The organism is Micromonospora yongxingensis, assembly GCF_052601155.1.
Genome location: NZ_JBQXEO010000001.1, coordinates 328,422 through 355,346 on the forward strand (window position 1 = coordinate 328,422; position 26,925 = coordinate 355,346).

The 26,925-nt window shown below is 72.4% G+C and carries 30 protein-coding genes; 13 read left to right on the forward strand and 17 right to left on the reverse strand.

Annotation, left to right across the window (positions count from 1 at the left end):
• Window positions 1-35 precede the first annotated feature (35 nt).
• Window positions 36-995, forward strand: a complete 960-nt coding sequence (locus tag ACTWLT_RS01550; protein ID WP_445316833.1) for an asparaginase — start codon at window positions 36-38, stop codon at window positions 993-995.
• A gap of 52 nt (window positions 996-1,047) precedes the next feature.
• Here ACTWLT_RS01550 and ACTWLT_RS01555 read toward each other — a convergent pair whose 3' ends face one another.
• The gene (locus ACTWLT_RS01555) at window positions 1,048-1,845 is read right to left on the reverse strand and encodes an alpha/beta fold hydrolase (RefSeq protein WP_445316834.1); all 798 of its coding nucleotides are present in this window, start codon (window positions 1,843-1,845) and stop codon (window positions 1,048-1,050) included.
• Between the two features lie 112 nt (window positions 1,846-1,957).
• On the opposite strand from ACTWLT_RS01555, the gene ACTWLT_RS01560 reads away from it, so the two are divergent.
• The 5 genes from ACTWLT_RS01560 to ACTWLT_RS01580 all read left to right on the forward strand — a co-directional run bounded on the left by ACTWLT_RS01560 (window position 1,958) and on the right by ACTWLT_RS01580 (window position 5,301).
• On the forward strand, window positions 1,958-2,584 hold the full coding sequence (locus ACTWLT_RS01560; protein ID WP_445316835.1) for a helix-turn-helix domain-containing protein: 627 nt from the start codon (window positions 1,958-1,960) through the stop codon (window positions 2,582-2,584).
• Window positions 2,581-3,282, forward strand: coding sequence for a hypothetical protein (locus tag ACTWLT_RS01565; RefSeq protein WP_445316836.1), 702 nt, complete (start codon window positions 2,581-2,583; stop codon window positions 3,280-3,282). The genes ACTWLT_RS01560 and ACTWLT_RS01565 overlap by 4 nt, the downstream gene beginning before the upstream one ends.
• Window positions 3,283-3,353: 71 nt before the next feature.
• Window positions 3,354-3,668 (forward strand): DUF2516 family protein, encoded by a 315-nt coding sequence (locus tag ACTWLT_RS01570; RefSeq protein ID WP_030327754.1) that lies wholly within the window; start codon window positions 3,354-3,356, stop codon window positions 3,666-3,668.
• Window positions 3,665-4,552, forward strand: a complete 888-nt coding sequence (locus ACTWLT_RS01575; protein ID WP_445316837.1) for an alpha/beta fold hydrolase — start codon at window positions 3,665-3,667, stop codon at window positions 4,550-4,552. Before ACTWLT_RS01570 ends, ACTWLT_RS01575 begins: the two co-directional genes overlap by 4 nt.
• Window positions 4,553-4,563: 11 nt before the next feature.
• Complete coding sequence (locus tag ACTWLT_RS01580) at window positions 4,564-5,301, forward strand: alanyl-tRNA editing protein (protein WP_252417180.1); 738 nt, start codon at window positions 4,564-4,566, stop codon at window positions 5,299-5,301.
• Between the two features lie 46 nt (window positions 5,302-5,347).
• Here ACTWLT_RS01580 and ACTWLT_RS01585 read toward each other — a convergent pair whose 3' ends face one another.
• Entirely contained in the window at window positions 5,348-5,971 is a 624-nt protein-coding gene (locus tag ACTWLT_RS01585; RefSeq protein ID WP_445316838.1) for a CGNR zinc finger domain-containing protein, read from the reverse strand.
• A 67-nt stretch (window positions 5,972-6,038) separates the two neighbouring features.
• Between ACTWLT_RS01585 and ACTWLT_RS01590 the strand changes: the two genes are divergently transcribed.
• Together ACTWLT_RS01590 and ACTWLT_RS01595 are read left to right on the forward strand one after the other, a co-directional pair.
• The gene (locus tag ACTWLT_RS01590) at window positions 6,039-6,488 is read left to right on the forward strand and encodes a VOC family protein (protein WP_445316839.1); all 450 of its coding nucleotides are present in this window, start codon (window positions 6,039-6,041) and stop codon (window positions 6,486-6,488) included.
• An 84-nt stretch (window positions 6,489-6,572) separates the two neighbouring features.
• Window positions 6,573-7,487: an SDR family oxidoreductase gene (locus ACTWLT_RS01595; RefSeq protein WP_445316840.1), complete on the forward strand. Its 915-nt coding sequence runs from the start codon at window positions 6,573-6,575 to the stop codon at window positions 7,485-7,487.
• Here the strand turns inward: ACTWLT_RS01595 and ACTWLT_RS01600 are convergent.
• From ACTWLT_RS01600 to ACTWLT_RS01620, 5 genes are read right to left on the reverse strand one after another with little or no spacing between them, the layout of a single operon-like run.
• Window positions 7,478-8,446 carry a helix-turn-helix transcriptional regulator gene (locus ACTWLT_RS01600; protein ID WP_445316841.1) on the reverse strand — a complete coding sequence of 323 codons (969 nt, stop codon included), beginning with the start codon at window positions 8,444-8,446 and terminating at the stop codon, window positions 7,478-7,480. The two genes, ACTWLT_RS01595 and ACTWLT_RS01600, sit on opposite strands and share 10 nt — an antisense overlap.
• 23 nt (window positions 8,447-8,469) lie before the next feature.
• Window positions 8,470-9,111 (reverse strand): response regulator, encoded by a 642-nt coding sequence (locus ACTWLT_RS01605; protein WP_305884697.1) that lies wholly within the window; start codon window positions 9,109-9,111, stop codon window positions 8,470-8,472.
• Entirely contained in the window at window positions 9,108-10,379 is a 1,272-nt protein-coding gene (locus tag ACTWLT_RS01610) for a sensor histidine kinase (RefSeq protein ID WP_445316842.1), read from the reverse strand. Before ACTWLT_RS01610 ends, ACTWLT_RS01605 begins: the two co-directional genes overlap by 4 nt.
• Before the next feature lie 10 nt (window positions 10,380-10,389).
• Window positions 10,390-11,124, reverse strand: coding sequence for an ABC transporter permease (locus ACTWLT_RS01615; protein ID WP_445316843.1), 735 nt, complete (start codon window positions 11,122-11,124; stop codon window positions 10,390-10,392).
• A gap of 11 nt (window positions 11,125-11,135) precedes the next feature.
• The gene (locus ACTWLT_RS01620) at window positions 11,136-12,044 is read right to left on the reverse strand and encodes an ABC transporter ATP-binding protein (RefSeq protein ID WP_445316844.1); all 909 of its coding nucleotides are present in this window, start codon (window positions 12,042-12,044) and stop codon (window positions 11,136-11,138) included.
• Between the two features lie 198 nt (window positions 12,045-12,242).
• Here ACTWLT_RS01620 and ACTWLT_RS01625 point away from each other — a divergent pair, with 198 nt between their 5' ends.
• The gene (locus tag ACTWLT_RS01625) at window positions 12,243-13,034 is read left to right on the forward strand and encodes an EI24 domain-containing protein (RefSeq protein WP_445316845.1); all 792 of its coding nucleotides are present in this window, start codon (window positions 12,243-12,245) and stop codon (window positions 13,032-13,034) included.
• A gap of 1 nt (window position 13,035) precedes the next feature.
• Window positions 13,036-13,551 carry an O-acetyl-ADP-ribose deacetylase gene (locus ACTWLT_RS01630; RefSeq protein ID WP_445316846.1) on the forward strand — a complete coding sequence of 172 codons (516 nt, stop codon included), beginning with the start codon at window positions 13,036-13,038 and terminating at the stop codon, window positions 13,549-13,551.
• Window positions 13,552-13,572: 21 nt separating this feature from the next.
• On the opposite strand, the gene ACTWLT_RS01635 is transcribed toward ACTWLT_RS01630, so the two are convergent.
• Together ACTWLT_RS01635 and ACTWLT_RS01640 are read right to left on the reverse strand one after the other, a co-directional pair.
• Window positions 13,573-14,469 (reverse strand): GNAT family N-acetyltransferase, encoded by an 897-nt coding sequence (locus ACTWLT_RS01635; protein ID WP_445316847.1) that lies wholly within the window; start codon window positions 14,467-14,469, stop codon window positions 13,573-13,575.
• A gap of 1 nt (window position 14,470) precedes the next feature.
• The gene (locus tag ACTWLT_RS01640; RefSeq protein WP_445316848.1) at window positions 14,471-14,884 is read right to left on the reverse strand and encodes a RidA family protein; all 414 of its coding nucleotides are present in this window, start codon (window positions 14,882-14,884) and stop codon (window positions 14,471-14,473) included.
• A gap of 176 nt (window positions 14,885-15,060) precedes the next feature.
• On the opposite strand from ACTWLT_RS01640, the gene ACTWLT_RS01645 reads away from it, so the two are divergent.
• Window positions 15,061-15,768, forward strand: a complete 708-nt coding sequence (locus tag ACTWLT_RS01645; RefSeq protein ID WP_445316849.1) for an LPXTG cell wall anchor domain-containing protein — start codon at window positions 15,061-15,063, stop codon at window positions 15,766-15,768.
• A 73-nt stretch (window positions 15,769-15,841) separates the two neighbouring features.
• Here ACTWLT_RS01645 and ACTWLT_RS01650 read toward each other — a convergent pair whose 3' ends face one another.
• From ACTWLT_RS01650 to ACTWLT_RS01675, 6 genes are all read right to left on the reverse strand, one after another.
• Window positions 15,842-16,849, reverse strand: a complete 1,008-nt coding sequence (locus ACTWLT_RS01650; protein ID WP_252417167.1) for a LacI family DNA-binding transcriptional regulator — start codon at window positions 16,847-16,849, stop codon at window positions 15,842-15,844.
• Window positions 16,850-16,868: 19 nt separating this feature from the next.
• Entirely contained in the window at window positions 16,869-18,251 is a 1,383-nt protein-coding gene (locus ACTWLT_RS01655; protein WP_445316850.1) for a GH1 family beta-glucosidase, read from the reverse strand.
• Complete coding sequence (locus tag ACTWLT_RS01660) at window positions 18,248-19,081, reverse strand: carbohydrate ABC transporter permease (RefSeq protein WP_252417165.1); 834 nt, start codon at window positions 19,079-19,081, stop codon at window positions 18,248-18,250. Before ACTWLT_RS01660 ends, ACTWLT_RS01655 begins: the two co-directional genes overlap by 4 nt.
• A complete protein-coding gene (locus tag ACTWLT_RS01665; RefSeq protein WP_445316851.1) occupies window positions 19,078-20,073 on the reverse strand; it encodes a carbohydrate ABC transporter permease in 996 nt (331 codons plus the stop codon). Before ACTWLT_RS01665 ends, ACTWLT_RS01660 begins: the two co-directional genes overlap by 4 nt.
• A 109-nt stretch (window positions 20,074-20,182) precedes the next feature.
• Window positions 20,183-21,487: an ABC transporter substrate-binding protein gene (locus ACTWLT_RS01670; RefSeq protein WP_252417163.1), complete on the reverse strand. Its 1,305-nt coding sequence runs from the start codon at window positions 21,485-21,487 to the stop codon at window positions 20,183-20,185.
• 197 nt (window positions 21,488-21,684) lie between these two features.
• On the reverse strand, window positions 21,685-22,449 hold the full coding sequence (locus tag ACTWLT_RS01675) for a maleylpyruvate isomerase family mycothiol-dependent enzyme (protein WP_445316852.1): 765 nt from the start codon (window positions 22,447-22,449) through the stop codon (window positions 21,685-21,687).
• 70 nt (window positions 22,450-22,519) lie between these two features.
• Between ACTWLT_RS01675 and ACTWLT_RS01680 the strand changes: the two genes are divergently transcribed.
• The gene (locus ACTWLT_RS01680; protein WP_445316853.1) at window positions 22,520-23,602 is read left to right on the forward strand and encodes a UDP-N-acetylmuramate dehydrogenase; all 1,083 of its coding nucleotides are present in this window, start codon (window positions 22,520-22,522) and stop codon (window positions 23,600-23,602) included.
• A gap of 113 nt (window positions 23,603-23,715) precedes the next feature.
• Here the strand turns inward: ACTWLT_RS01680 and ACTWLT_RS01685 are convergent, their stop codons facing one another.
• Both ACTWLT_RS01685 and ACTWLT_RS01690 read right to left on the reverse strand, forming a co-directional pair.
• Window positions 23,716-24,516: a class I SAM-dependent methyltransferase gene (locus tag ACTWLT_RS01685; protein ID WP_445316854.1), complete on the reverse strand. Its 801-nt coding sequence runs from the start codon at window positions 24,514-24,516 to the stop codon at window positions 23,716-23,718.
• 22 nt (window positions 24,517-24,538) lie between these two features.
• Window positions 24,539-25,303 carry an SDR family oxidoreductase gene (locus ACTWLT_RS01690; RefSeq protein ID WP_445316855.1) on the reverse strand — a complete coding sequence of 255 codons (765 nt, stop codon included), beginning with the start codon at window positions 25,301-25,303 and terminating at the stop codon, window positions 24,539-24,541.
• 218 nt (window positions 25,304-25,521) lie between these two features.
• Between ACTWLT_RS01690 and mshA the strand changes: the two genes are divergently transcribed.
• Window positions 25,522-26,886 (forward strand): D-inositol-3-phosphate glycosyltransferase, encoded by a 1,365-nt coding sequence (gene mshA / locus ACTWLT_RS01695; RefSeq protein ID WP_445316856.1) that lies wholly within the window; start codon window positions 25,522-25,524, stop codon window positions 26,884-26,886.
• The last annotated feature ends 39 nt before the right edge of the window (window positions 26,887-26,925 follow it).

Consider the following 26,925-nt stretch of genomic DNA (forward strand, 5'->3'; position numbering starts at 1 on the left):
TCGGGCAGCCCAGTGGCGTGGGTACCGTCCAGCACGTGGGAAAGACGTACGAGGGCGGCGCGCCGCTCGCCGAGGTGATCCGGTCCGGTTTCGTGGAGGGTGCGCACCGCGGCTCGGTGGTGGTGCTGGACGCGACCGGTGCGCCGGTGGCCGCCGCCGGGGACGTGACCTCTCCGATCTTTCCCCGCTCGGCCAGCAAGCCGATGCAGGCGATCGGGATGCTCCGCGCCGGCCTGCCGCTGACCGACCCGGCCGACCTGGCACTGGTGTCGGCGAGCCACGCGGGTGAGGACTTCCACCTGGCCCGGGTGGGCGCGCTGCTGGGGCGGGCCGGGTTGGACGCCTCGGCCCTGCACTGTCCGCCCGACCTGCCGGTGGGCGCGGTGGCACGCGAGGCCGTGCTGCGCTCCGGGGGCGGTCCGACCCGGGTGCAGATGAACTGCTCCGGCAAGCACAGCGGGATGCTGCTCACCTGCCAGGCCGCCGGGTGGCCACTGGACGGCTACTGGCGGCCGGAGCACCCGTTGCAGCAGCGGTTGCGGGAGGCCATCGAGGAGTTCACCGGCGAACAGGCGGCGGCGGTGGGCGTGGACGGCTGCGGCGCCCCGGTGCTCGCGGTGTCGCTGACCGGTCTGGCCGGGGCGTTCCTCCGGCTGGTCGACGCCGAGCCCGGTTCGGTGCCGCGCACGGTGGCCGACGCCATGCGCGCCAACCCGGAGATCGTGGGCGGCACGCGGGCCGACGACACCCGGCTGATGCGCGGCGTTCCGGGACTGCTGGCGAAGGTCGGCGCCGAGGGCGTGATCGCGGTGGGACTGCCGGGCGTCGGTGCGGTGGCACTGAAGATCGACGACGGCGCGGACCGCGCCCGGATGCCGGTGCTGGTCTCCGCGCTGCGCCGGCTCGGCGTCGACGCCCCGGTGCTGGCCGAGTACGCCGAGGTGCCGCTCTTCGGCGGCGGCGTTCCGGTCGGCGCGGTCCGTCCGCTCTGGTGAGTGGCGGCTGGTCCCGCTCGTCCGCCCGACACCCCTGAAGGGCTCGGCAGGGTCAGCTCAGGAAGTCGAGCAGGGCGGCGTTCACCGGCTCGGGACGCTCCAGCGGCAGCAGGTGCGCGGCGGCCGGCACATCGGGCAGCCGTACCGCGCCGGGCACCTCGGCGGCGATCCGGTCGGCGAGCCGGCGGATGTCCGGCACGTCGGCGGCGCCGGCGGTGACCAGGACGGGCACCCGCAGCTCGCCGAGGCGCTCGATCGCCGGCGGCGTCAGCTCGCCCACCTCGACGGCACCCAGGGCCAGTTCGGCGGCGAGCGCCCGCTGGTCCATCTCCTGCGCGAACGCGATCAGGCCGGGGTCGACGTCGGCCGGCTGGCGGCCCGGGCCGACCACCCAGAACCGCACCTCACCGGCCGCCCCGGCGGTGAAGTCGTCCGGGTCCACCTCGCCGACCAGATCGTCCCAGAGGTCGTTGGCCTCCTCGGACCACTCGTTGCCGGAGACGGCCGTGTCGAACAGCGCGAGCGCGCTCACCCGGTCGGGGTGTGCCAGCGCGGTGTCGATGGCGACGGACCCGCCGAAGGAGCAGCCGACCAGGGCGGCTCGGGGAACGTCGAGCGCGTCCAGCAGGCCGGCCACGTCGTCGTGGTGCGCGAACGGGGCCGGGGGCAGTTCCGAGTCGCCGTAGCCGCGCAGGTCCGGGACGATCACCCGGTGCCGGGCGGCGAGCGCGGACAGTTGTCCCCGCCACATCCGTCGGTCGGCGATGCCGGCGTGCAGCAGCACGACGGGCGATCCGCTGCCGGCCTCGTCGTACGCGATGACTGCTCCATTGACTGCGATCTTGTGCACGGACGGACGGTACGGATCGAGCGGGCGACGCGCAAACAGGATGCTGAGACCTTGCTAACTCTGGCTAGCGTTTTGCTTGCAGGAGTTAGCAACGCCGGTTAGCGTCAGCGTCATGGCCACACCGAAGGACCTCCCCGACGTCGGCGGGTTCATCCGCGATCTGCGGCGCAACGCGAAGATCTCGCTGCGGCAGCTCGCTGAGCAGGCAGGGGTCAGCAACCCGTACCTCAGCCAGATCGAGCGCGGCCTGCGCAAGCCGAGCGCCGAGGTGCTCCAGCAGCTCGCCAGCGCCCTGCGGGTGTCCACCCCGGCGATGTACCTGCGGGCCGGGCTGCTCGACGACAAGGAGGGCCACGGTGTGCTCGCCGCCATCGCGGTCGACACCGACCTGACGATGGCCCAGAAGCAGTCGCTCAGCCAGATCTACGAGACCTTCCGCCGGGAGAACGTCCGCCTGGCCGAGGCCGAGGGCACCGGCACCGACACCGACACCACCGGCGGCGGGGCCCGGATCACCACCCCGACCGACGTCGCCGACGAGCCGGCCGATGTGGCCAACCTGGCCGCGACCGGCCCCACCACCGCGGGCGGCACCCCGACCGAGGCCGTACTCGAGTCGGTGGCCGTCACCGAGGCGGGCTCCACCCCCGCCCCGACCAGCACCAACACCCCCGAGAAGAAGGCCGCCGGTCCGGCGGTCCGGAAGGCCGCCGATGCGGCCGAGGAGGAAACCTCATGACCGAGCCGAAGACCAACCGCATCCCCGCCCCGATCTACGCCGCCGCCGGCGCCGGGGAGCTGGCACTCCAGCAGCTGCGCAAGCTGCCGAGCGTGGTCGGCGTCCTCGGCACCCGGGTCGTCGCCGACCTGGGTGGCCGGGCCGTGCTGACCGGCTTCGAGCTGCGCCAGAAGGCCACCGAGACCCTGCGTACCGCCAACGAGACCGCCGAGAGCCTGCGCGGCCGGGCCCAGGCCGAGCTGGACCTGGCCAAGCTCCGCGAGTCGGCCGACCTGGCCAAGCTCCGCGAGGTCGCCGACCTGGACCGGCTGCGCGCCGCAGCGACCCGCAACGCCGCTGTGGTGGTCGCCGGTGCCCAGGCCGCCCAGGAGCGCGCGTTCGCCGCGTACGGCGCGCTGGTCGCCCGCGGTGAGCGGGTCGTCGGCGCCGGCGTGCTGGAGGCCGCCGAGACGGTCAACGCCGACATCGAGGCGACCCAGGCTGTCACGCCGGCCGCCACCCCGGCTGCCCCGACCGAGGCCGCCACCCCGGCCAGCCCGGCCGACGTGCCGAGCCCGGCCGAGGTCGCCGAGATCGCCGAGGCCAAGCCGGTCGCCGTCAAGAAGGCCGCCCGGGCGCCGAAGGCCGCCAAGCCGGCTTCGACCCCGTCGGCGAAGCTGCCCCGGGCCACCAAGCGGACCCGCCCGGCGGCCGAGTAGTTCGTGCTGTCCGCGACCCCGGCGGCGTCCTTGTCGGACGTAGTCGGGGTCGTGGACATAAGCTTGCCGGCATGGCCAACGCCGCGCCGATCTTCGCGTTCGAAGTCCGCTACGTGATCGAGCTGATCCTGCTCGTCTTCGCGCTGATCATCCAGGGTGTCGCGCTGGTGCATGCCGTCACGCAGCGCTCCGACGCCTTCCCCGCCATCGGGACGCTGCCGAAGGGTGGCTGGATCGCCATCCTGGCGGTCTGCCTCGTGCTCACCCTGCTGGGCTTCGGTCCGATCAGCCTCTTCGGACTGATCGGCATCGCCGCCGCCCTCATCTACCTGCTCGACGTCCGGGTCGGCCTGCGCGACCTGAGTGACGGCAAAGGGTTCTGGTGAGGGGTTTCCGCTGGCCGCCTCCACCGGACGGCGGGCCCCGCACGTGGGGGCCCGGTCCGGGTGGTCCGCGTACCGGCCGGCCGGCGCTGCCGGAACCGGAGACCGAGCTGATCACCACGCCGCACGGCGTGCGGTTGGAGCGGCTGGTCACCGGCACCGGTGAGCCGGTCACCGTCTTCGCGCACGGGCTGGGCAACGGCATCGCCACCACCCGCCCGTTCGGCAGCGGGGTGACCGGTCGCAAGGTGTTCTTCCAGTTCCGCGGGCACGGCCGATCCGACGCGCCGGCCGGGCCGTGGAGCTACCTCGACCTGGCCCGGGATCTGCGCGCCGTGGCGGATCTCGGCGGTGCCAGCCGGGCGTTCGGCGCGAGCCTCGGCGCCGGCGCGCTGTGCCGGCTGCTGGTCGAGAGCCCGGACCGCTTCGAGAAGCTGGTCTTCTTCCTGCCGGCGGTGCTCGACCAGCCGCGCGGGCCGGTTGCCCGGGAACGCGTCACGGCCCTGCTGGAGGCGGTGGAGAGCGGTGACGCCTCGGCGGTCGCCGACGTCGTCTCGCTCGAGCTGCCGACGGCGGTCCGCAACACCCCGGCCGGTTGGGCGTACCTGCGGCAGCGGCTCGACCAGTTGCTCCGCGACGGTCTGGCCGAAGGGCTGGCCACTCTCCCGGAGCAGGCGCCGCTGCGCGACGCCTCCGCCCTGGCGGCGGTCACCGCACCGGCGTTGGTGATCGGCTGTGCGGGCGACGACCTGCACCCGGTGGAGGTCGCCGAGCAGCTCGCCTCCGCGCTGCCCCAGGCCACCCTGCACGTGTACGACCGGCCCGGCGTGCTCTGGACGGAACGCGCCGACCTGCGGGAGCGCCTGTCCAGCTTCCTCAACGAGTAACGTCCCCTGCCATGGGTGTCACACAGCATGGCCGGACGCACCGGCTGGACCTCGCCGACCCGACCCTGCGCGAGTGGACCTGCACCGTTCTGCACGCCGACCCGGAGCAGGGCATCGTGCTGGACCGGTCGGCCTTCTACCCGGGCGGGGGCGGTCAGCCGCCGGATCACGGCGTGCTGCTCTGGCAGGGCGTGCAGACCCGGATCGTCGGCACCCGCAAGGGCGACGACCCGTACCTGATCCCCGCCGAGGGTGACCCACTGCCGCCGGCCGGCACCGAGGTCGTCGGCGCGGTGGAGGACGAGCGCCGCACCCGACTGATGCGCACCCACTCCGGGCTGCACGTGCTCTGCGGGGTGGTGTTCCGCGACTTCGGCGCACTCGTCACGGGCAACTCGATGGAACCGGGCGAGGCCCGGATGGACTTCAACCTCCCCGAGGTGCCGGCCGACTTCAAGAGCCGGATCGAGGAGCTGGTCAACGCCGAGGTGGCCGCCGACCGGTCGGTCGCCGTCCGGGTGCTGCCGCGCGCCGAGGCGCTGTCCCTGCCGGACATCATCCGCACCCAGTCCAACCTCATTCCGCCGGACGAGCAGGAGGTCCGGATCGTCGACATCGTCGGCCTGGACGTGCAGGCCGACGGCGGCACCCACGTCGCGTCCACCGCCCAGATCGGCAAGGTGCAGGTGGTCAAGGTCGAGAGCAAGGGCCGGGCCAATCGCCGGGTTCGCGTCCGCCTGGCGGACTAGGCGGCGCTGTCGCCTGGCGGACTAGGCGGCGCTGTCGCCTGGCGGACTAGCCCTCCTGACGGGCGCGCAGAGTTCGGATCTTGTGCCGGTTGCCGCAGCGCTCCATGGAGCACCAGCGGCGCCGCCCGGGGCGTGAGGTGTCCACGAAGACCAGGTAGCAGTTGTGCGCGCCGCACTCCCGGATCCGGTCGGCGTACGGCCCGCTGAAGAGCTCGACCGCGTCCCGGGCGATGCTGGCCAGGGCCTGCCGGCCGCTGGCCGGGAGCACCCAGCGCCGCGTGCCGTCCGGGTCGAGCCGGGGGGCCAGCGGTGCGGCGGCCGCCGCTTCGTTGAGGATGTCGAGGTCGTCGGGCGTCGCGTCGAAGTCGGTGGGTGTCTCGGCGGGTGGCCGGGTGCCGGTGCGGGCGCAGACCAGTCGCCACAGCGCGTCCCGCAGCCGCCGGGCGTCGGCCAGCTCCGCCGGTTGGACGTCGACCTGAGCCGGGTCCAGGCGCAGGCGGGACCGCGCCAACCAGTCGGCGAGATCCGCCGGAGCGTGCAGCACCTCGTAGCGAGCGCCGATGCCAGGCCCGCCGGTGGTGAGGAATTCCAGGCAGAGTGCGCCGGGATCGAAGAGAAAGCTGGTCCCTCTCAGCGACACCAGGATGATTCCACTTGCGACGTCGGTCACGTAACCACTATAAACGGTTACAGGACCGGTCCGCATGGCGCGGTCGTCACGAAGGTGAGGAAACCCGATGGCTCTGGAATGGAAGCTCGTCGTCGACTGCGCGGAGCCGATCGCGTTGGCCCGGTTCTGGGCGGCCGCGCTCGGTTACGAGGTCGAGGACAACAGCGCCCTGATCGATCAGCTGGCCACGTCCGGGGCGATCGGGCCGGAGGCGTACGTCGAGACCGACGGTCGCCTCGCGTTCCGGGAGCTCGCGGCGGTCCGTCACCCCGAGGACCCGGTCCAGCCGGTCAGCGGCATGGGTCTCGGCCGCCGGCTGCTGTTTCAGGCGGTGCCGGAGCCCAAGCAGGTCAAGAACCGGCTGCACATCGACCTGCACGCCGGCCCGGACGAGCGGGAGGCGACCGTGCGGCGGCTGGTCGGGCTCGGTGCGACCGTGCTGCGCGAGGTCGCCGACCGGGGCAGCCGGCACACCACGATGGTCGACCCGGAGGGCAACGAGTTCGACGTGCAGTGACACCCGGGCGACCACCGGGCCGGGCAGCACCGGATTCGTAAAATCGGACGGCGGCTGTCAGGTATAGCTGACAGCCTCGGAGGCATGACACAACCGCTGACAGGAAAGATCGCGCTCGTCGCCGGCGCCACCCGGGGCGCGGGGCGGCAGATCGCGGTCCAGCTCGGCGCGGCCGGGGCCACCGTCTACGCCACCGGCCGCAGCAGCCGGGCCGGCCGCTCGGAGATGGACCGGCCGGAGACCATCGAGGAGACCGCCGAGTTGGTCACCGCCGCCGGCGGCACCGGCATCGGGGTCCGGGTCGACCACCTGGTGCCCGAGCAGGTCCGCGACCTGGTCGCCCGCATCGACTCCGAGCAGGGGCGCCTCGACGTGCTGGTCAACGACATCTGGGGCGGCGACCCACTGGTCACCTGGGAGAAGCCGGTCTGGGAGCAGCCGCTCGACGCCGGCTTCCGCACCCTGCGGCTGGCCATCGACACGCACATCATCACGAGCCACTTCGCGCTGCCGTTGCTGATCCGCAGGCCCGGCGGCCTGGTCGTGGAGATCGGCGACGGCACCAAGGCGTACAACGACCAGAACTACCGTCTCTCGGTCTTCTACGACCTGGCCAAGACCTCGGTCAACCGGCTCGGCTTCAGCCAGGGGCACGAGCTGAAGCCGCACGGCGCCACGGCCGTCGCGCTGACCCCCGGCTGGATCCGTTCCGAGGCCATGCTGGAGCACTTCGGCGTGACCGAGGAGAACTGGCGCGACGGGGCCGCCACCGACCCGCACTTCCTCATCTCGGAGACCCCGGCTTTCGTCGGACGCGCGGTGGCCGCGCTCGCCGCGGACGAGGAGAAGGCCCGCTGGAACGGGATGTCGGTCGACGCCGGCACTTTGTCCAAGGTGTACGGGTTCACCGACGTCGACGGCAGCCAGCCGGAGGCGTTCCGGTACATCACGGAGGTGGTCGACGCGGGTAAGCCGGCCGACGTCACCGGCTACCGGTAGAGCGCGCGGAACCGCTCGGCCGCCTCAACGAACATCTCCCGCAGCTCCGGCGGGTCGAGGGCCTCCACCTCGGGGCCGAGTCCGAGCAGTTGGTGGTACGCCACCGCGACGGATTCGACCGGCAGTCGGGCCGTCACCCAGCCCCGCCCGTCGGGCTGGGTGGCGGCGGCGACCACCTCGTCGTACACGAAGGGGGCGTCCACCAGGTGCCGGAGCTGGCGCAGGCCGGCCGGGCTGAACCGGACGGTGACCTCGGCCCGCAGCATGGTCCGCAGGAACGACCCGGCCTGCTCACGCCAGTATCCGGCCAGGTCGAAGTCCTCGTCCCGGTCGAAGCTCTCCTCGCCCACCTCTACCCCGGTGACCCGGTCCACCCGGTAGGTGCGCGCGTCGTCGCCGACCCGGCCGACCAGATACCAGACGGCGTTCTTGAGCACCAACCCGTACGGCTGCACCCGGCGGGTCACCTCCCGGTCGCCGCGCCGGTAGCGCAGGTGCACCACCCGGTCCCGCCAGACCGCCCGGGCCAGCTCGGCCAGCCAGGGCGGCGGTCCGGTCTCCCGAAACCAGCCCGGCACGTCCAGGTGGAACCGCTGTCCGGCGCGGGCCGGCGCGTCCCGCAGTGCGGGCGGCAGCGCGGCGAGGACCTTCAACTCGGCGGCGGCGACCGCGTCGGCGAGCCCCATGTCACCGGCGGGCCCGGGCAGCCCGGCGAGGAAGAGCGCCTCCGCCTCGTCCCGGGTCAGCCCGGTCAGCCGGGTCCGGTAGCCGCCGAGCAGTCGGTACCCGCCGGCCCGACCCCGGTCGGCGTAGACGGGCACCCCGGCGGCGGAGAGCGCCAGCACGTCCCGGTAGACGGTGCGCTCGGAGACCTCCAGCTCCCGCGCCAGCTCAGCCGCCGTCATCGACCCGCGCGCCTGCAACAGCAACAGCAACGAGATCAGTCGGGAGGCGCGCACCCGCCCATCCTGCCCGGTCCCACTCACCGCCCGCCGGGGGTGAGCAGGCCCCGGTCGTACGCGGTGGCCACGGCCGCGGCCCGGTCGTTGACCCCGAGCTTGGCGTACACGTGCAGCAGGTGCGTCTTGACCGTGGCCTCGCTGATGAACAGGCGGGCCGCCGCCTCCCGGTTCGAGGCGCCCCGGGCCACCAGGGTCAGCACCTCCAACTCGCGGTGGCTGAGCGGCTCCTCGGCCGGGGCGCGCAGCCGTCCCATCAGCCGGCCGGCCACGCTCGGCGCGAGCACCGACTCACCCCGGGCGGCGGCGCGTACCGCTCGGACCAGGTCCTCGCGGGGCGCGTCCTTCAGCAGGTAGCCGGTCGCGCCGGCCTCGATCGCCGGCAGCACGTCGGCGTCCGTGTCGTACGTGGTGAGCACCAGCACCCGGGCAGCGCTGCCCGAACGGGCCAACCGGCCGATGGCCGTCACCCCGTCCATCCCGGGCATCCGCAGGTCCATCAGCACCACGTCCGGACGCAGCGTCTCGACCAGGGCCAACGCCTCGGCCCCGTCCGCGGCCTCGCCCACCACGTCGAACCCCGGGTCGCCGGTGAACATCCCCCGCAGCCCGTCCCGCACCACCGGATGGTCGTCGACGATCAGCAGCCGGACCGGGGTGGTCAACCGGCACCCCCGGCGAGCGCCGGGACAGACGCCGAGACCGCCGTGCCGCCGCCCGGCTCGGACTCGACGGCCAGTTCACCGCCGACCCGGTTCACCCGTTGCCGCATGGCGGTCAGGCCGTACCCGCCGCCCGGCTCCCGGGACGCCGGCTGGTTGGTGACGTCGAATCCCGTCCCGTCGTCGCGGACGTCCAGGGTGACCACGTCCTCCATGTACGACAGGGTCAGCCCCACCCGCGACGCGGCGGCGTGCCGGGCCACGTTGGCCAGCGCCTCCTGGGCGGCCCGCAGCAGGGTCACCTCGACCTCCGGGTGCAGCGGACGGGGCGTGCCGGTGGTGGCCACCTCGGCGCGTACACCGTTGAGGGCCGACCAGCGGCCACCCAGCTCGGCGAGGGCGTCCGGCAGCCGAGCCGTCTCCAGCGGCTCCGGGCGGACCGCGCGCACCGAGCGGCGGGCCTCGGTGAGGCTTTCCCGGGCGAGGGCGATGGCGTTGTCCACGTGCCGGCGCCAGTCGGCGGAACGGTCGCGGGTCTGCTCGGCCGCCTCCAGTTGGGTGATGATGCCGGTCAACCCCTGGGCCAGGGTGTCGTGGATCTCCCGGGCCATCCGCTGCCGCTCGTCCAGGATGCCGGCCTCCCGGGCCTGGGTGAGCAGTTGGGCGTGCAGCCCCACGTTCTCCCGGGCGGTGTCGGCGAGCCTCCGGTTGGCCTCGGCCAGTTCCTCCACCAGCAGTTTGCGGTTGGCGTTCTGCCGCTCGGTGACCGTGCCGAACCAGCTCACCGCGCCGGCCGCTCCGGCGTTGAACAGCACCAGCACCGACCAGAGCAGCCAGTGCGCCGCCGAGGACGGTGGGCCCGCGCTCTGCGCGGTGGCGACCAGTACGCCGGTCACGGCCACCCCGGCGAACCGCCATCGGCCGGGAAGCACGAGGAACGCATGCACGAAGCCGACCCAGGCGAAGAAGCCGTACCACGGGCTGGCGACCACCAGCACGGCGCTGGAGACGAGCAGGCCGACGTAGTAGACCGCCATCAACGCCCGCCGCGTGATCCACCCGGGGTGCAGGGTGATGAACCAGGCGACCCAGCAGCCGGCCGCCACGGCGATGGCCAGGGTCGGAGGGAACGGCAGGCTGCCCGGGGCCGGCGCGAAGCGTGCCAGCACCGTCCCGACCAGCAGCCCGAGGAATGGCGCGACCCGGTAGACGTTCGCCTCGCGCGCCTCCCACACGGCCAGCCGGTCGACCTGTTCGGCGATGCTGGTCATCGGTCTTCGCTCACTCCCAACGGAAGAGTTTCGAGGCGGTCGCACCGGCGGCCACCGCGACCACGGCCATTATCCCGAGGTGCAGTGGGTGTGGCGACGTCCCGGTCCAGGCGTCGAGCAGCGCCTGCACCCCGGGTGGCGTGTAGTCGCCGATCCGCACCAGGAAGTCCGGCAGGAGGAACCGGGGCACGTAGACGCCGCCGAAGAACATGACCGCCATGAACAACGGCACGGCCAACCCCTGCGCCGACTTGGCCGTCCGCGCCACCGCCGCCACCAGCAGGCCCAGCGCCAGCAGGGCGGCCGTACCGAGGACGAGGGCCAGCGTGAAGCCCAGCGGACGCCGGGGCAGTGGCACGTCGAACGCCAACCGGCCGACCACGATGAGCAGCACGGCGCTGACCAGGATGGTGGCGAGCGAGATGACCAGTTGGGCGGCCAGCAGCGCGGCGGGGCTGGCCGGCGTCGTGGCGAGCCTGCGGAGCACCCCACGTTCCCGGTAGGTGGCCAGCACCGTGGGCAGGATGTTCACCGCCGACATGGCGAGCGTGATCACCAGAAGCGAGGGGGCGAAGTACTGGATGAAGGACAGGTCGCCGTACGTCGGGTCCGGCTCGCGCATGGCCGGGATGAGCCCGAACACCACCAGCAGCGCGAGCGGCAACACGACGGTGGTGAGCGGCGAACCGAAGTCCCGCAGGAAGAGTCTCGTTTCGATCTTGAGGATCTGCCCGAAGGCGTGCATGTCGCTCTCTCTCACTTGGCGGGCCGGTGCCCGGTCAGCTCGACGAACGCGTCGTCGAGGGTGGACTGCTCCAGCCGCAGGTCGGCGGCGACGATCTGGTTGCGGGCGAGCACCGACGTGACCGCGTGCAGCACGTCACCGGTGCCGGTCACCACCACCTGGCTGCCGGTGCGGTGCACGGCGGTCACCTCGGGCAGGTCGGTGAGGAGCCGGTCGTCCATCGAGGCGGACGGTCGGAACCGGATCCGCTGCTCCGGCGCCACCGTCGACACCAGGCCGGCCGGGCTGTCCAGTGCGACGACCCGTCCCCGGTCGATCACGGCGACCCGGTCGCAGAGCCGCTCGGCCTCCTCCATGAAGTGGGTGACCAGCACGATCGTCACTCCGCTGTCCCGGACCTGCTCGATGAGCGTCCAGGTGTCCCGCCGGGACTGCGGGTCCAGCCCGGTGGTCAGCTCGTCCAGGATCGCCACCCTCGGGTTGCCGACCAGCGCCAGCGCGATCGACAGCCGTTGCTTCTGGCCGCCCGAGAGCTTCTTGTACGCGGTGTCCCGCTTGTCGCCCAGACCCAGCCTGTCGATCAGGCCCGCCGGGTCGGCCGGGTCGCGGTAGAACGAGGCGTACAGATCCAGGGCCTCGGCGACCCGTAGCTGGTCGGGCAGTTGGCTCTCCTGGAGCTGCACGCCAACCCGCTGGCGGAGCTGGGCCGCGTCCCGGCGGGGGTCGAGCCCGAGGACCGACACCCCGCCCCCGTCCGGGACGCGGAGCCCGGCGACACACTCGACGGTGGTGGTCTTACCGGCGCCGTTGGGGCCGAGGACCCCGAAGATCTCCCCCTCCGCCACCGTGAACGACACGTCGTCCACGGCTACCAGGTCGCCGTACCGCTTGTGCAGACTGGTCACCTCAATGACCGGCATGGTGCCGCCCTCCGCCGTCGTAGCTGTGCCTCCTCAGCCTGGGGGTGTCGGCTCGGCGGCGGATCGACCAGCCGTTGATGATCGTTCGCGGCGGCGGCTGACCCGGACGATCCACCAACCGGTTGATGTGCGGGGGATGGCACTGCTGTTGACGCGCCGCCCGGCGGCGGTCCGCGGTGATCGCTAGGCTGCTCGGTCGTGGACGCCAGCAGAATCGCCAGCCCGGTGACCGGGGTCGTCGGACGCTTCTTCGCCGGGGTCGGCCTGCTCCTGCGCGGGCTCGGCCTCTACGTGCGCAGCCCGAAGCTGATGCTGTTCGGCATCGTGCCGGCGTTGATCTCCGGTGTGCTCTTCGTGGCCGCGTTCGCGACCCTGGTGTACTTCGTGGACGACATCGCCGCCCTGGTCACCCCGTTCGCCGACGACTGGTCGACCACCGCCCGCAACCTGCTCCGGGTGATCGCCGGGCTGGCCTTCCTGGGCCTCGGCGGCCTGCTCGCCGTGGTCAGCTTCACGGCCGTCACCCTGGTCATCGGCGACCCGTTCTACGAGAAGATCTCCGAGCGGGTAGAGGAACGGCTGGGGGGCACTCCCGGCGCTGTGGAGGTCTCCTTCTGGTCGTCGCTGCGCCGCAGCGTCGCCGACTCGGTACGGCTGGTGGCACTCACGGCGCTGGTCGGCATCCCGCTCTTCGTCGCCGGGTTCATTCCGCTGATCGGCCAGACGGTGGTCCCGGTGATCGGGGCGGCGGTGGGCGGCTGGTTCCTGGCCGTGGAACTGGTCGGCGCCCCGTTCTACCGGCGCGGCATGCGGCTGCCGCAGCGCCGGTCGATCCTCAAGGCCGACCGGCCCGCCGCGCTGGGCTTCGGGGTGGCGGTGTTCCTCTGCTTCCTGATCCCGCTCGGCGCCGTGCTGGTCATGCCGGCAGCGGTGGCCGGTGCCACCCTGCTGGCCCGCCGCTCGCTCGGCCAGCCGATCGAGGAGCGCTGACATGGATATCACCCTGGTCGAGGGGGACATCACCGCGCAGCGGGTGGACGCGATCGTCAACGCGGCTAACTCGTCCCTGCTCGGCGGCGGCGGAGTCGACGGGGCGATCCACCGGCGCGGCGGGCCGGCCATCCTGGCCGAGTGCCGGGCGCTGCGGGCGTCCCGGTACGGCCGGGGTCTGCCCACCGGGCAGGCGGTGGCCACCACGGCCGGGGAGCTGCCGGCCCGCTGGGTCATCCACACCGTCGGGCCGGTCTGGTCGGCCGACGACGACCGCTCGCCGCTGCTGCGTGACTGCTACGCCAACAGCCTCCAAGTGGCCGACGAGTTGGTCGCGGCCACCGTGGCGTTCCCGCTGATCTCCGCCGGCATCTACGGCTGGCCGGTCGAGGACGCGGTCCGCCAGGCGCTGTCGGTGCTGCGTCCGGCCGCGCCGGCGAACGTCACCGAGGCCCGCCTGGTCCTCTTCGGAGCGGACACCCACGCCACCGCGCTCCAGGTCTTCGACGCCGGTTGACCCGCCCCGACGCCCGGCTGATCAGGTCATTTCGGCCAGGCAGGACCACTGTGCCGCGACCGGCCGGTAGCCGAGCCGCGCGTTGATCGCCAGCATCGGCGCGTTGGCCTCGTCGTTCGAGGTGTACGCGATTCGGACGCCGCCGGCGGCGGCCCGGTGCAGCGTCGCCGTCTTGACCAGTCGGGCCAACCCTCGACCCCGGTACGCGGGGACGGTGCCGGTGTAGTCCGACCACATCCGGTCCCCGTCGCGCTTCACGAGGCTGAACGCGGCGATCTGCCCGTCGACCTCGGCGGCCGTGCTGGCCTGCTTGTCCAGGCCGAGGTTGTCCCAGACGTCGTACTGCCAGCTCTCGTAGCTGATCGAGTCGACCGGCACGTCGCCGGGCTCGTCGACCGCCGAGGCGGCGTCCGCCTCGTACAGCAGGTGCGGGTCCAGCTCGGCGATCGGACGCAGCCGTACGCCCGGCGGCGGCTCGGGTGACGCGGGCGCCGGATCCAGGTCCAGCGCCGAGTAGCGCACCTCGCGGCTGGACTGGAAGCCGTGCCTGTGGGCGAACGGCAACGCGTCCGGCTGCGCCCAGGTGCGCAGTCGACGGATCCCCAGCGGGGCGAGGTGACCGGTCGCGGCCGTCAGCAGCGCGGTGCCGATCCCGCGTCGCCGGTGCTCCGGGTGCACGTGCAGCAGGGAGATGTCGCCGACGTCCGCGGTCGAGGTCCAGCCGACCCGCTGGGCCGACACCCAGCCGACCACCTGGGCGTCCACCTCGGCCACGAAGGCGGTCCACCCCTCCTCCGGTGGCGGCTCGGCGATCATCTTCCGGGTCGACTCGACCCCGCGTACCAGGTACGGGTAGACCAGTGCCCGCAGCGCCACCACGGCCGGGGCGTCGTCGGGCCGCGCCACACGGATCCGCATGTCAGGCCGCCATCCGTACGGCGGCGACGGCCTCGACCTCGACGAGCTGGTCGGTGTAGCCGAGCACGGCCACCCCGAGCAGAGTGCTCGGCGGGTCGTGGTCGCCGAAGGAGTCCCGGACCACCTCCCAGACCTTCACGAGATCGGCCTGGTCGGACGACGCCACGTACACCGTGGTCTTGACCACGTCGGTCAGCCGGGCGCCGGCGGCCCCGAGTGCGGTCTCCAGGTTCGCCATCACCTGCCGGGCCTGCGCGGCGTGGTCGCGCGGCGCGACGGTTCGCCCCTCCGCGTCGAGCGGGCACGCACCGGCGGTGAACACCAGCCGGGCGGGTGGTTCGACGGCGGCCGCGTACGCGTACTCGGCGACATCGGAGAGGGCGGGGACATGCAGCAGCGCGACGGGATCCGGCATGCCGGCGACGCTAACGAGGATCGGGTGCCCGGGCGACGCATTAACCGGGCGAGAGCGCAGCCGTGCTGCCGCCAACCTGCGCAAAACAGCCAAATCCCTCACTTATCGGCTAACACCTGACTAACTTTCATAGTCGGTACGAAACGTCTTCATCAGTAACAAACCATGGGGGAAACATGAGAGCAGCACTCGTCAAGCTCGTCGCCACCGGTGTGGCAGCCGGTGCGTTCCTGACCGGGGCGGCAAGCGCCGCCCAGGCCCAGCCGACCCAACCGCCCCCGCCGAACACGATCGACATCAACCCCGGCAACGTCCCCACGACAGCGGCCGCCTTCACGCAGAACTGCGATCCGAACCTCGGGGGCGGGCCGTTCCCGAACCAGGACGTGTGGGTCTTCAACCTGCCGGGCAACCCGCAGACCTCCGGTCAGTTCCTCACGGTCACGGGCACCTGGAGCATCCCGAACAACGGGACCGTGAGCCGGACCATACCGGTCGATGGCGGTGCGATCGTCAACGACATGGGCACCAGCAAGGCGTGGATCCGGTTGCCCGCCGGCTGGACGCTGACCGACGCCAGTGCGGTGATCACCGGGGATGCCGGGTTCTTCGTGCTGACCCACACCTGTGCGGCCACCGCCCAGCCGACCACGCCGCCGCCCACCACCCAGCCGCCGACGAGCGCGCCGCCCACCACCCAGCCGCCGACGAGCGCGCCGCCCACCACCACCGCGCCGCCCACGGCCACCCCGACGAAGAGCGAGTTGCCGATCACCGGCACGTCGGCGGGCAGTCTGCTGCCCATGGCCATCTTCGGCGTGGGTGCGGTGGCGCTCGGTGCCGCGTTCATTGCCGTACGCCGTCGCCGGGACGCGGAGGGCTGATCGTCAGCACCGCAGCGGACACGGACCCGCCGGTCGTGTCCCCGGGGCCCTCCTCGTCGAGGAGGGCCCCGGGCTACGCCGAGTCGCGCAGGATCAGCTCGGTGGGGAGCATGACCGCCGGCTCGATGGACTCGCCGGCGGCCAGCCGGAGCAGCTGCCGGGTCATCCGTCGGCCGATCTCCACGATCGGCTGCCGGACCGTTGTCAGCGGCGGCTCGGTGTACGCGGCGGTCTCGATGTCGTCGAAGCCGACCACCGCGACGTCCTCCGGCACACGCCGGCCGGCCTCCCGCAGCGTCCGCAGAGCGGCGTGCGCCATCAGGTCGGAGGCGGCGAAGACCGCGTCCAGGTCGGGATGCTCGGTGAGCAGCCGGTGCATCGCCGCGGCTCCGGACTCCCGGGTGAAGTCGCCGACCGCGACCAACTCGGGCAGCCCGGCGGCGGCCACCGTGCTGCGGTAACCGGCGAGCCGTTCGATCCCGGCCACCATGTCCTGCGGGCCGGCGATGCTGGCGATCCGTCGGCGACCGCTGTCGATCAGGTGCCGTACGGCCGCCGTCACCCCGCCGACGTGGTCGACGTCCACGTACGGCACGGGCACGTCGCCGAGCGGCCGGCCGCTGCACACCACCGGGATGCCGAGGCGGGCCAGCGTTCCGGGCAACGGATCGGCGCCGTGCAGCGAGGCGAAGAGCACCCCGTCGACGTGCCGGCCCGTGGTGAACCGCTCGACCCGGTCGTGCCCGGCCGGTGAGCCGGCCAGCATCAGCACCAACTGCTTGTCGGCGGCCTCCAACTCCTGGCTGACGCCCCGGATGATGCCGGGAAAGACCTGGTCGTCGGAGAAGACCCGGGTGGCCGCCTCCGGCATGACCAGGGCGATCGAGTCGGTGCGCTGGGTGACCAGGCTGCGGGCGGCGAGGTTGGGCACGTACCCCAGCTCGGCGACCGCGCGGTTGACCGCCTCCCGGATCGGCTCGGCGACGGTGGTGGAGCCGTTGACCACGCGTGACACGGTGGCCCGGGACACCCCGGCCCGCGCCGCCACCGCCTCGAGCGTCGGCCGTTGCGCCGTCGTCATCGCGCCCTCCCCCCGCTCGTCACAGCCCGTTCCGGGAGATCACCTCCTGGTACCACCGGGCGCTGGCCTTCGGTGTGCGCCGCTGGGTCAGGTAGTCGACGTGCACGATCCCGAACCGCTTGCGGTAGCCCTCCGCCCACTCGAAGTTGTCCAGGAATGACCATACGAGATAGCCGCGCAGGTCCACGCCCCGGGAGATCGCCTCGTGTGCGGCCCGCAGGTGCCCGTCGAGGTAGGCGATCCGGTCGGTGTCGATCACCTGCCCCGGCCCGTCGGCCGACTCGGTGCCCGGCTTGTCGGGGAACGCCGCGCCGTTCTCGGTGATCAGCAGCGGCACCCCGGGGTAGTCCGTGGCGATCCGCTCCAGCAGCCGGGTCAGCCCGGCCGGCTCGATCATCCACTCCATGTCGGTGAGCGGCCCGGTCGGCGGCAGGAACTGCACCGCACCCTCGGTGCCCGGGTAGGCGCCACCGCCACCCGCGCCGTCGGGTCGCCCGGCGACGTAGCTGGGCTGGTAGTAGTTGATGCCGAGCAGGTCGATCGGGGCGGCGATCAGCTTCTCGTCGCCGTCCCGGATGAACGTCGGTTCGACCATGCGCGCCACGTGCTCCCGCACGTCGTCCGGGTAGCCGCCGGCCAGCAGCGGGTCGAGGAAGATCCGGTTGTGCAGGCCGTCGACCAGGCGGACCGCGGCGGCGTCGGCAGCGCTCTGCGGATCGGCCGGCTGCACGTCCGCGGGGTTGAGGGTGATGCCCACGCTGCCTGCGCCGGCCGACCGCAGCGCCCGCGCCGCGAGGCCGTGCGCGAGCAGCAGATGGTGTACGGCGGTGAAGGCGGCCGCCGGATCCTGCTCACCCGGGGCGTGCACCCCGTTGCCGTAGCCGAGGTAGGCCGAGCACCACGGCTCGTTGAGCGTGGTCCAGACGTCCACCCGGTCGCCGAGCCGGGCGTACACCGCCGTGGCGTACGTGGCGAAGTGCTCGGCGGTGTCCCGGTTGGTCCAGCCGCCCCGGTCGCCCAGGGCCTGCGGCAGGTCCCAGTGGTAGAGGGTGACGATCGGGTCGATCCCCCGGTCGAGCAGTGTGTCGGTGAGCCGGTCGTAGAAGTCCAGCCCACGCGGGTTGACCGGGCCGGTGCCGTCCGGCTGGATCCGGGGCCAGGCGACCGAGAACCGGTACGCCCGCAGCCCCAGCTCGGCCATCAGCGCGACGTCGTCGCCGTAGCGGTGGTAGTGGTCGCAGGCGACGTCGCCGGTGTGGCCCTGGTACACCTTCCCCGGTGTGCGGCTGAAGGTGTCCCAGATGGATGGGCCGCGTCCGTCGTCGCTGGCCGCGCCCTCGATCTGGTAAGCGGCGGTGGCCGCTCCCCAGAGGAAGTGCTCGGGAAACCGCAGTTCATTCACGCCTTGACCGCACCTTCCATGATCCCGCCGATGATCTGCCGACCGAAGAGGACGAAGACCAGCAGCAGGGGCAGCGTCGCGATGGCCGTCCCGGTGAACACCTGCGACATGTCCTGGTAGTACCCGTCCGACAGCGCCCGCAGGGAGAGCTGCACGGTCGGGTTCGCCGGGTCGTTCAACACAGCGTACGGCCACAGGAAGTCGTTCCAGGTGGTCATGAACGTGAGCAGGCCGAGCACGGCGGCGGCCGGCCGCAGTGCGGGCACCACCACGTGCCACCAGATCCGGGGGGTGCCGCAGCCGTCCATCCGGGCGGCCTCGATCAGCTCGTCGCTGACCGCCTGGCCGGCGTACTGCCGCATCATGAACACCCCGAACCCGGTGACCAGCGCCGGCACGATCACCGCGGGCAGCCGGTCGTTCCACTGCAGCCGGGTCATCAGCATGTACAGCGGGATCACGCCGAGCTGGGTCGGCACCATCATCGTCGCGATGACCGTCAGCAGCAGGGCGTTGCGGCCACGGAACCGGAGCTTGGCGAAGGCGAACCCGGCCAGGCTGGCGAAGAACACCACGGACACGGTCACCGTGACCGCCACGATCGTCGAGTTGATCAGTCCGGTCAGGAAGTACGCGTCGGTGTTGTCGAACAGCCGGGCGATGTTGGCCCCCAGGTTGCCGCCCGGGGTCACCGGTGGCGGCAGTTGACCCATCGCGTCGCTGGACCGACTGGCCACCACGAACATCCACCAGATCGGAAAGATCGACATCCCTGCGGCGACCACCAGGGCCAGGTACGTCAGCGGGCTCGCCCGCCAGAGCCGGCTCATCGGTCCGCTCCCTTCCCGGGCCCCATGCCCGACCCGCCCAGCCGCCGCAGGACCAGCACGTTGACCGCCGCCACGAGCGCGATGAGCGCGAAGAGCAGCCAGGCCACGGCCGAGCCGTACCCGAAGTTGTAGTGCGGTGCGAAGGCGTTCTCGAACATGTACATCGTCACGGTCTGCGACTCCCGCAGCGATCCGCCGCGGATCGGGTTGGTGCCGGAGTGGAACAGCCGGGGCTCGGTGAAGAGCTGCAACCCGCCGATGGTGGCGATGATGACGCAGAAGATGATCGTCGGTTTGAGCAGCGGCACGGTGATCGACCAGAACTGCCGGACCCGGTTGGCGCCGTCGATCGCGGCCGACTCGTAGAGATCGCGGGGGATGGCCTGCATCGCGGCCAGCAGGATCAGGGCGTTGTAGCCGGTCCACCGCCAGTCGACCATGGCGGAGATGGCCACCCAGGAGGCGACCCGGTCGGATTTCCAGGCGATCGGGTCCAGGCCGACCATGTCGAGCAGCCAGTTCGCCATGCCGAACTCGCGGCCGAAGATCACCCCGAACACGATCGCCACGGCGGCGGTGGAGGTCACGTTGGGCACCAGCACCGCCATCCGCCAGCCGGTGCGGGCCCGCAGCCCCCGGTTGAGCAGGTTGGCCAGCCAGAGCGCGGCCAGCAGCTGCGGGACGGTGGAGATCACGAAGATGCCCAGTGTGTTGACCACCGCGTGCCAGAAGTCGCCGTCCGCGAGCAGTTGGGTGTAGTTGGCCGCGCCGACGAACGGATGGTCGGTGCCGAGCAGGTCCCAGTCGTGCAGCGAGACCCAGAACGTGTAGATCAGCGGGTAGACCCCGAACACCGCGAAGAGCAGAAAGAACGGTGCGACGAAGAGGTAAGGCGAGTAGCGCGTGTCGAGCCGGCTCAGCCGCCCCGACGATCGGCGATGGCCACCGGCCGCCGGTGCGACCGGCGGCCGGGCGTCAAGCTGAACGGTCATTCCCGAGAGCTCCTTTCCGGCCTCCCGTCCCGCGCCGATCCAGGGCGTGTCGCGGCCAGCTCATCTCTGAGCGCGACGGTTCGCCCTGGATCGGCGCGGTGGGAAGGGGCTACTTGGCGGCGGCCTTCTTCGCGTTGGCCACCGCGTCGGCCCAGCCCTGTTCGGGGTTGCGCTGGCCCAGCTCGACGGTCCGTACGGCGTTCTCCACCTCGGTGCGGACGGCCTGGTTCTTCGGGCCCATGTAGACCGGCTTCAGGCTCTTCGCGCCGGTGCCGAAGATCGCGCCGACAGGTGCCCCGGAGAAGTACGCGTTGGTCGCGCCGGCGATCGCCGGGTCGTCGAGCGCCTGGGGCGAGGAGGGCAGCGGGCCCTTGGCCTTGAACGCGCCGATCTGGCCCTTGGCGCTGGTCAGGAACTTGGCCAGCTCGATCGCCTCGGCCTGGTGCTTGCTCTGCTTGGGCACGGCGAGGTGCGACCCACCCCAGTTGCCGCCGTCACCGGGCACCCGGGCGATGTCCCACTTGCCCTGGGCGGCCGGGCCGGCGTTGCCCTCGATGACGCCGGTCATCCAGGCGGGGCAGGCGATGGTGGCGAACTTCGACTGCTTGAAGGCGGAGACCCACTCCTCGGACCAGGAGCCGTACTTTCCGGAGAGGCCCGAGTCGATGATGTCCATGGTGGTGTCATAGGCCTGCCGGACGGCAGGGTTGCTGTCGACGACCAGGTTGCCGCTGGTGTCGTAGTAGCTGTAGCCGGTCGTGTTGCCTGCGGTCTGGAGCAGGATGGTGTTGAAGGTGTTGGTGGCCGCGTCGAGGAAGGACGCCCCGGTCTTCGCCGCGACGAACCGTTCTCCGGTGGCGATGTAGTCCTGCCACGTCGGCCAGAGCTTGGAGACCTCGTCCCGCGCGGTGGGCAGGCCGGCCTTCTCGAAGAGGTCCTTGCGGTAGCAGATGGCGATGCCGCCGACGTCGGTGCCGAGGCCGATCAGCTGCTTGCCGTCGGCGGTCAGCCCGGCGTTCCACTTCCATTCGAGGAAGTTGCCCTTGAGGTCGGCGGCGCCGTGGTCGAGCAGGTTGACGAAGTTGCCGGGGTTGGCCTTGTACTCGACCATCAGCCCTTCCTCGATGGCCACCACGTCGCCGGCGCCCCGGCCGGCGGCCAGCCACTGTGTGAGCTTCGGTGAGTACTCGTCGAGGTTGGTGCCGGTGCCGCGCTCGACGATCTTCACGTCGGGGTGCGCGGTCATGTACTCCTGGTAGAGCTGCTCGTAGCCGAACTGGCCGAAGACGTCGACGGTCAGCGTGACCGGTCCGTCCCCGTCCGCCTCGTCGGCGCCTCCGCAGGCGGTGACGAGCAGGGCGGTGGCGGCGGCGAGAGCCACCGCGGCGAGGCGGCGGCGCGGGAAGACAGCCATGGGAATTCGGACCCCTCTCAAGGTGGTCGGGTGGTGTTCGGAGTGGCTGGGAGAGCGCTCTCACGACAGGGTGTCCGGTCGCTTCCGCGCTGTCAAGAGAGCGCTCTCTCGTTTTCGTTCTTGGCCGTCGGACATCGACGCGAAACGAGGGCGCCACCCCGGTGGGGTGACGCCCTCGACGTATGTCCGGCCGGCGGTCAGCCGGTACGCAGGCCGCCGAGCAGGGTGCGGTCGCCGGCGACGTCCAGCGTCTCGAAGCTGATCCGGCCCCAGAGCGCCAGCAGCAGGTCGCTCGCCGTGCCGCTCACCTGTGCCCGGGCGTGATGGTCGTCGTGGTCGAAGATCGTCGCGGTGTCGAGCAGCGCGACACCCTGGCCGCGCAGCCGCAGGTACCAGTCCTGGGCCGCGTCGGTCGCCGACAGCTGCACCACCCCGTGCCAGTCGCCCGCCACCTGCCGCCTGCCCGCGGGCAGCCAGGTGTCCAGCACCTCGCTCACCCCGTCGGCCGCCAGCTTGGACTCCACCGGGTCACCGGCGGCGATGGCGAGCTGGGCGTCCCAGCGGTGCACCGCCGTCTCGTGCGCCATCCGACGCGGCCAGAAGCCGGCCTTCTTCGGCTGCGGGGCCCAGTTCCACGCCGGGGCCTCCGAGTCGAGCCCGTCGAGGAGGACCATCAGCTTGTCGTACCCCTGCTGCCAGAACTGGAGAGCACTGACACCCGTGTCCGCCCCGGACCGGGACCGGTCCCGGGGGGCCGGCGCGGTGGTCACACCGGAGCCGGCGAACGAATAAACCCAGTGGTAGATGCCGGCGAGGTGCAGCGTGAGATCGTTGACCGTCCAGCCCGGACAGGACAGCACCGGTGTTTCCGGCGGCGCCTCGGCCACCGCTGCGGCGAAGGCCGGACCCTCCGTCCGGAGCGCACCGATCCAGAAATCCTTGCTGCCCTGCAGTCTGCTCATCTGCCATCCTCCCGGGGGTGCCGGGCGACCAGTGGGTGCCACGGCTACCCCTCAGCCTAAGGTGAAAGACGTGTCAGACGCCTACGCCCAGTCGACAACCGAAGCCGATCGTGCCATCCCTGGTCCACTGGCCAGCTACACCACGCTGCGGATGGGCGGGCCGGCCGGGCGGATCGTGGCCGCGAACAGTGCCGACGAGATCATTCGAGCGGTCCAGGCCGGGGACGAGCCGGTCCTGATCCTCGCGGGCGGCAGCAACGTGGTGATCGGCGACGCCGGCTTCCCCGGCACCGTCGTCCTGGTCCGCTCCCGTGGCCTGCGGGTCGTCGCCGAGGACGCCGGGTCGGTCACCGTACGGGTCGAGGCCGGCGAGCCGTGGGACGACCTGGTCGCCGCCACGGTGGCCAACGGCTGGGCCGGCGTGGAGTGCCTCTCCGGCATCCCCGGCTCGACCGGTGCCACCCCCATCCAGAACGTTGGCGCGTACGGCCAGGAGGTCGCCGAGACCATCACCGGGGTCGAGGTGTACGACCGGGTCGAGGGCACCCGCCAGGTCGTTCCCGCCACCGACTGCGGGTTCGCCTACCGGGGCAGCATCTTCAAGTACCGGGACCGCTGGGTGGTGCTCTCCGTCGACTTCCGGCTCGCCCGGTCCCCGCTGTCCGGACCGGTGCGCTACGCCGAGTTGGCGCGGGCGCTCGGCGTCGAGGTGGGTGAGCGGGTCCCGCTGGCCGATGCCCGCTCGGCGGTGCTGCGGCTGCGCGCCGGTAAGGGCATGGTGCTGGACGCCACCGACCCCGACACCCGCTCGGTCGGCTCCTTCTTCACCAACCCGGTGCTCGACCGGGCGACGTACGAGCTGCTCCTCGAGCGCGCCGCCGAGCTGGGCGAGCCACCGGCCTGGCCGGGGGTCGACGACACGGTGAAGGTGAGCGCGGCCTGGCTGATCGACAAGGCCGGCTTCGCCAAGGGCCACCCGGGCCCGGACGGAGTGGCCATCTCCAGCAAGCACACCCTCGCCCTCACCAACCGCAGCGGCACGGCCCGCACCGCCGACCTGCTCGCCCTCGCCGCCGACATCCGCGACACCGTGCACGCCCGGTTCGGCGTGACCCTGCACCCGGAACCCGTCCTCATCAACTGCACCGTCTAACCCGCCCCAACCCCACCCCCGCCCCCGGCGATCTTGCACTTGCTGACCGGACAGTTCGTCCCAAAGGCGACAAAACGGCGACCGAAAGTGCATGATCGCGGGGGAAGTGGGGGTCAGGTTCGGGGGGCGACCGTGGGCCAGGGGAGGGTCAGTTCGCCGTGGCGCCAGCGGTGTGGGCGGTCGAGGACGGGCCAGCCGGTGTCCCTGAGTTGGCTCACGGCGCGTAGCCAGCGCTGGCGGGGGCCGAAGGTGGCGTACGCGGCGGCGGCCTGCCAGGCGTCGTCCAGCGCCCGGATCAGATCGTGCACCGGCTCGCCGGGGACGTTGCGGTGGATCAGCGCCTTGGGCAGCCGCTCGGCCAGGTCGGCGGGACTGCCCAGGGTGGTGAGCTTCGCGGCCAGGGTCAGCGTCCGGGGGCCGTCGGCGTCGACCAGCAACCAACTGGCGAGCCGGCCCAACTCGTCGCAGGTGCCCTCGACGAGCACCCCGCCCGGGGCCAGCGCGGCCGTCATCGTCCGCCAGGCACCGGGCACCTCGCTCTCGTCGTACTGGCGCAGCACGTTGAACGCGCGCACCAGCACCGGCCGGAGCCCGGCCAACTCGAAACCACCCCGGGCGAAGGTCAGGCCGGGCGGGTCGGCGGCCGGAGTCGCGGCGGCCACCCGGGCCGGGTCGATCTCCAGCCCGACCAGCCGTACGTCCGGACGGACCCCGGCGGCCAGCCGGGCCCGCAACTCCACCGCGGTCACCGGGGTGGCGCCGTAGCCGAGGTCGACCACCAGCGGGTCGGCCGCCGCCCGCAGCCGGTCGGCGCAGGTGGCGACGATCCAGTTGTCCACCCGGCGGAGCCGGTTCGGGTTGGTCGTTCCCCGGGTGACCACGCCGAGCGGTCGGCGTCGCGCCACTCCGCTCATCCCGACCTCCCGCGGATCCGTCTCAGGAGACCCGGTGCACCTTGTGCTGGGCGGCCTGCGCCCGAGGCCGGACGACCAGCCGGTCCACGTTGACGTGCTCCGGCCGGGTGGCGCACCAGGCGATGCAGTCCGCCACGTCCTCGGCCACCAGCGGGTCGGGCACCCCGGCGTAGACGGCGGCGGCCCGCTGGGCGTCACCGCCGAAGCGGACCAGCCCGAACTCGTCGGTCTTCACCATGCCCGGGTCGATCTCGATGACCCGCAGCGGCCTGCCGCACAGTTCCAGGCGGAGCGTGCCGGCGATCGCGGTCTGCGCGTGCTTCGCCGCCGTGTAGCCGCCCCCGCCCTCGTACACCGTGTGGCCGGCCGTGGAGGAGACCACCACGATCGTGCCCGCGCCGGACGCCTCCAGCGCCGGCAGCAGCGCCTGGGTCACGCGCAGCGTGCCGAGCACGTTCACGTCGTACATCCACTGCCAGTCGGCGACCGAGCCGGACTCCACCGGCTCCAGGCCGCGCGCGCCACCGGCGTTGTTGACCAGCAGGGTGACCGGCCCGGGCGCCTGTGCGGCGGCCTCGGCCAACCCGGCCACCGACTCGTCCGAGGTGACGTCGCAGGTCACCGCGGTCGCCTCTCCGCCGGCAGCGGTGATCTCGGCGACCAGGTCGGCGAGCCGGTCGGCGCGGCGGGCGGCGGCGAGCACGTGGAAGCCCTCGGCGGCGAGGCGGCGGGCGGTGGCCGCGCCGATCCCGCTGGATGCTCCGGTGACGATGGCGACAGAGGTCATCCCGTCATTGTCACCCCGCCGATCTGGCCCCCTCCGCGCGGGCGTGCGAGCCGCCGCGGGCGGGCAATGCGGAGGGCGGGCGGTGATGAGGTCCGTCACCCTGGCGGGACTCGCCGGGAATTTCGATGGCCCGATGGGGAAGATGACGTTCGGCGTACAGGTTGAGCGAGAAGCGCCGGTCGTGCGTGACGGCATTAACCGTGACAAGAGGAGCGGACGTGGCGGAACTGCACACCGGTGTCGGTCGTCAGCGAGGTGCCCAACCGTGGCCCCGGCCGCGCCGCATCGCCACCCTCTCCGTACACACCTCCCCGCTGCACCAGCCCGGAACGGGCGACGCCGGCGGAATGAACGTCTACATCCTCGAGGTCGCCCGGCGGCTCGCCGAGGCCAACGTCGAGGTGGAGATCTTCACCCGGGCCACCTCCGGGGATCTCCCTCCGGTGGTCGAGATGGCACCCGGTGTGCAGGTCCGGCACATCACCTCCGGCCCTCTGGAAGGGCTCACCAAGGAGGAACTGCCGGGCCAGCTCTGCGCCTTCACCGCCGGGGTGCTGCGGGCCGAGGCGTCCCGCCCGCCGGGGCACTACGACCTGATCCACTCCCACTACTGGCTCTCGGGTCAGGTCGGCTGGCTGGCCAAGGAACGCTGGGGGGTGCCGCTGGTGCACACCGCGCACACCCTGGCGAAGGTCAAGAACGCCCAGCTCGCGACCGGTGACCGGCCGGAGCCCAAGGCCCGGGTGATCGGCGAGGAGCAGGTGGTCGCCGAGGCGAGCCGCCTGGTCGCCAACACCCGGGTGGAGGCCCGCGACCTCGTCGAGCGGTACGACGCCGACCCGACCCAGGTCGCCGTCGTCGAGCCGGGCGTCGATCTGGACCGGTTCCGGCCCGCGCCGGGCGACCGGTCCTCGGCGACCCGGGCGGCCCGCCGCCGGCTGGGGCTGCCGGTCGACGGGTACGTGGTGGCCTTCGTCGGTCGGATCCAGCCGCTCAAGGCCCCCGACGTGCTGATCCGCGCGGTCGCCGCCCTGCGCCAGCGCGACCCGGCGCTCGCCGACGACGTGACCGTGGCGATCTGCGGCGGGCCCAGCGGTAGCGGACTGGACCGGCCCACCGCGCTGATCGAGCTGGCGGCCACCCTCGGGGTGACCGACCGGGTGCGCTTCCTGCCGCCGCGCACCGGGGACGACCTGCCCGCCCTGTACCGGGCCGCCGACCTGGTCGCGGTGCCGTCGCACAACGAATCCTTCGGTCTGGTCGCCCTGGAGGCGCAGGCCTGCGGTACGCCCGTGCTCGCCGCCGCCGTCGGCGGGCTGGTCACCGCCGTCCGGGACCAGGTGAGCGGGGTGCTGATCGACGGGCACGACCCGGCGGACTGGGCCCTCGCGCTGGCCCGCCTGCTGCCGGATCGGGCCCGGCGGGCGGAGTTGTCCCGAGGCGCCGAGAAGCACGCCCGGCAGTTCTCCTGGGACCGTACGGTCTCCGGCCTGCTCGCCGTCTACGGAGAGGCGATGGCCGCCCACCGCAGCCGCCTCGCCGCCGACCTGGCCAGCGACCCCGCCCTCTCCTGCTCCTGGTGACCGGGGGCGCCGGTCGCTGTCCGGTGCGCCGGACGGGTC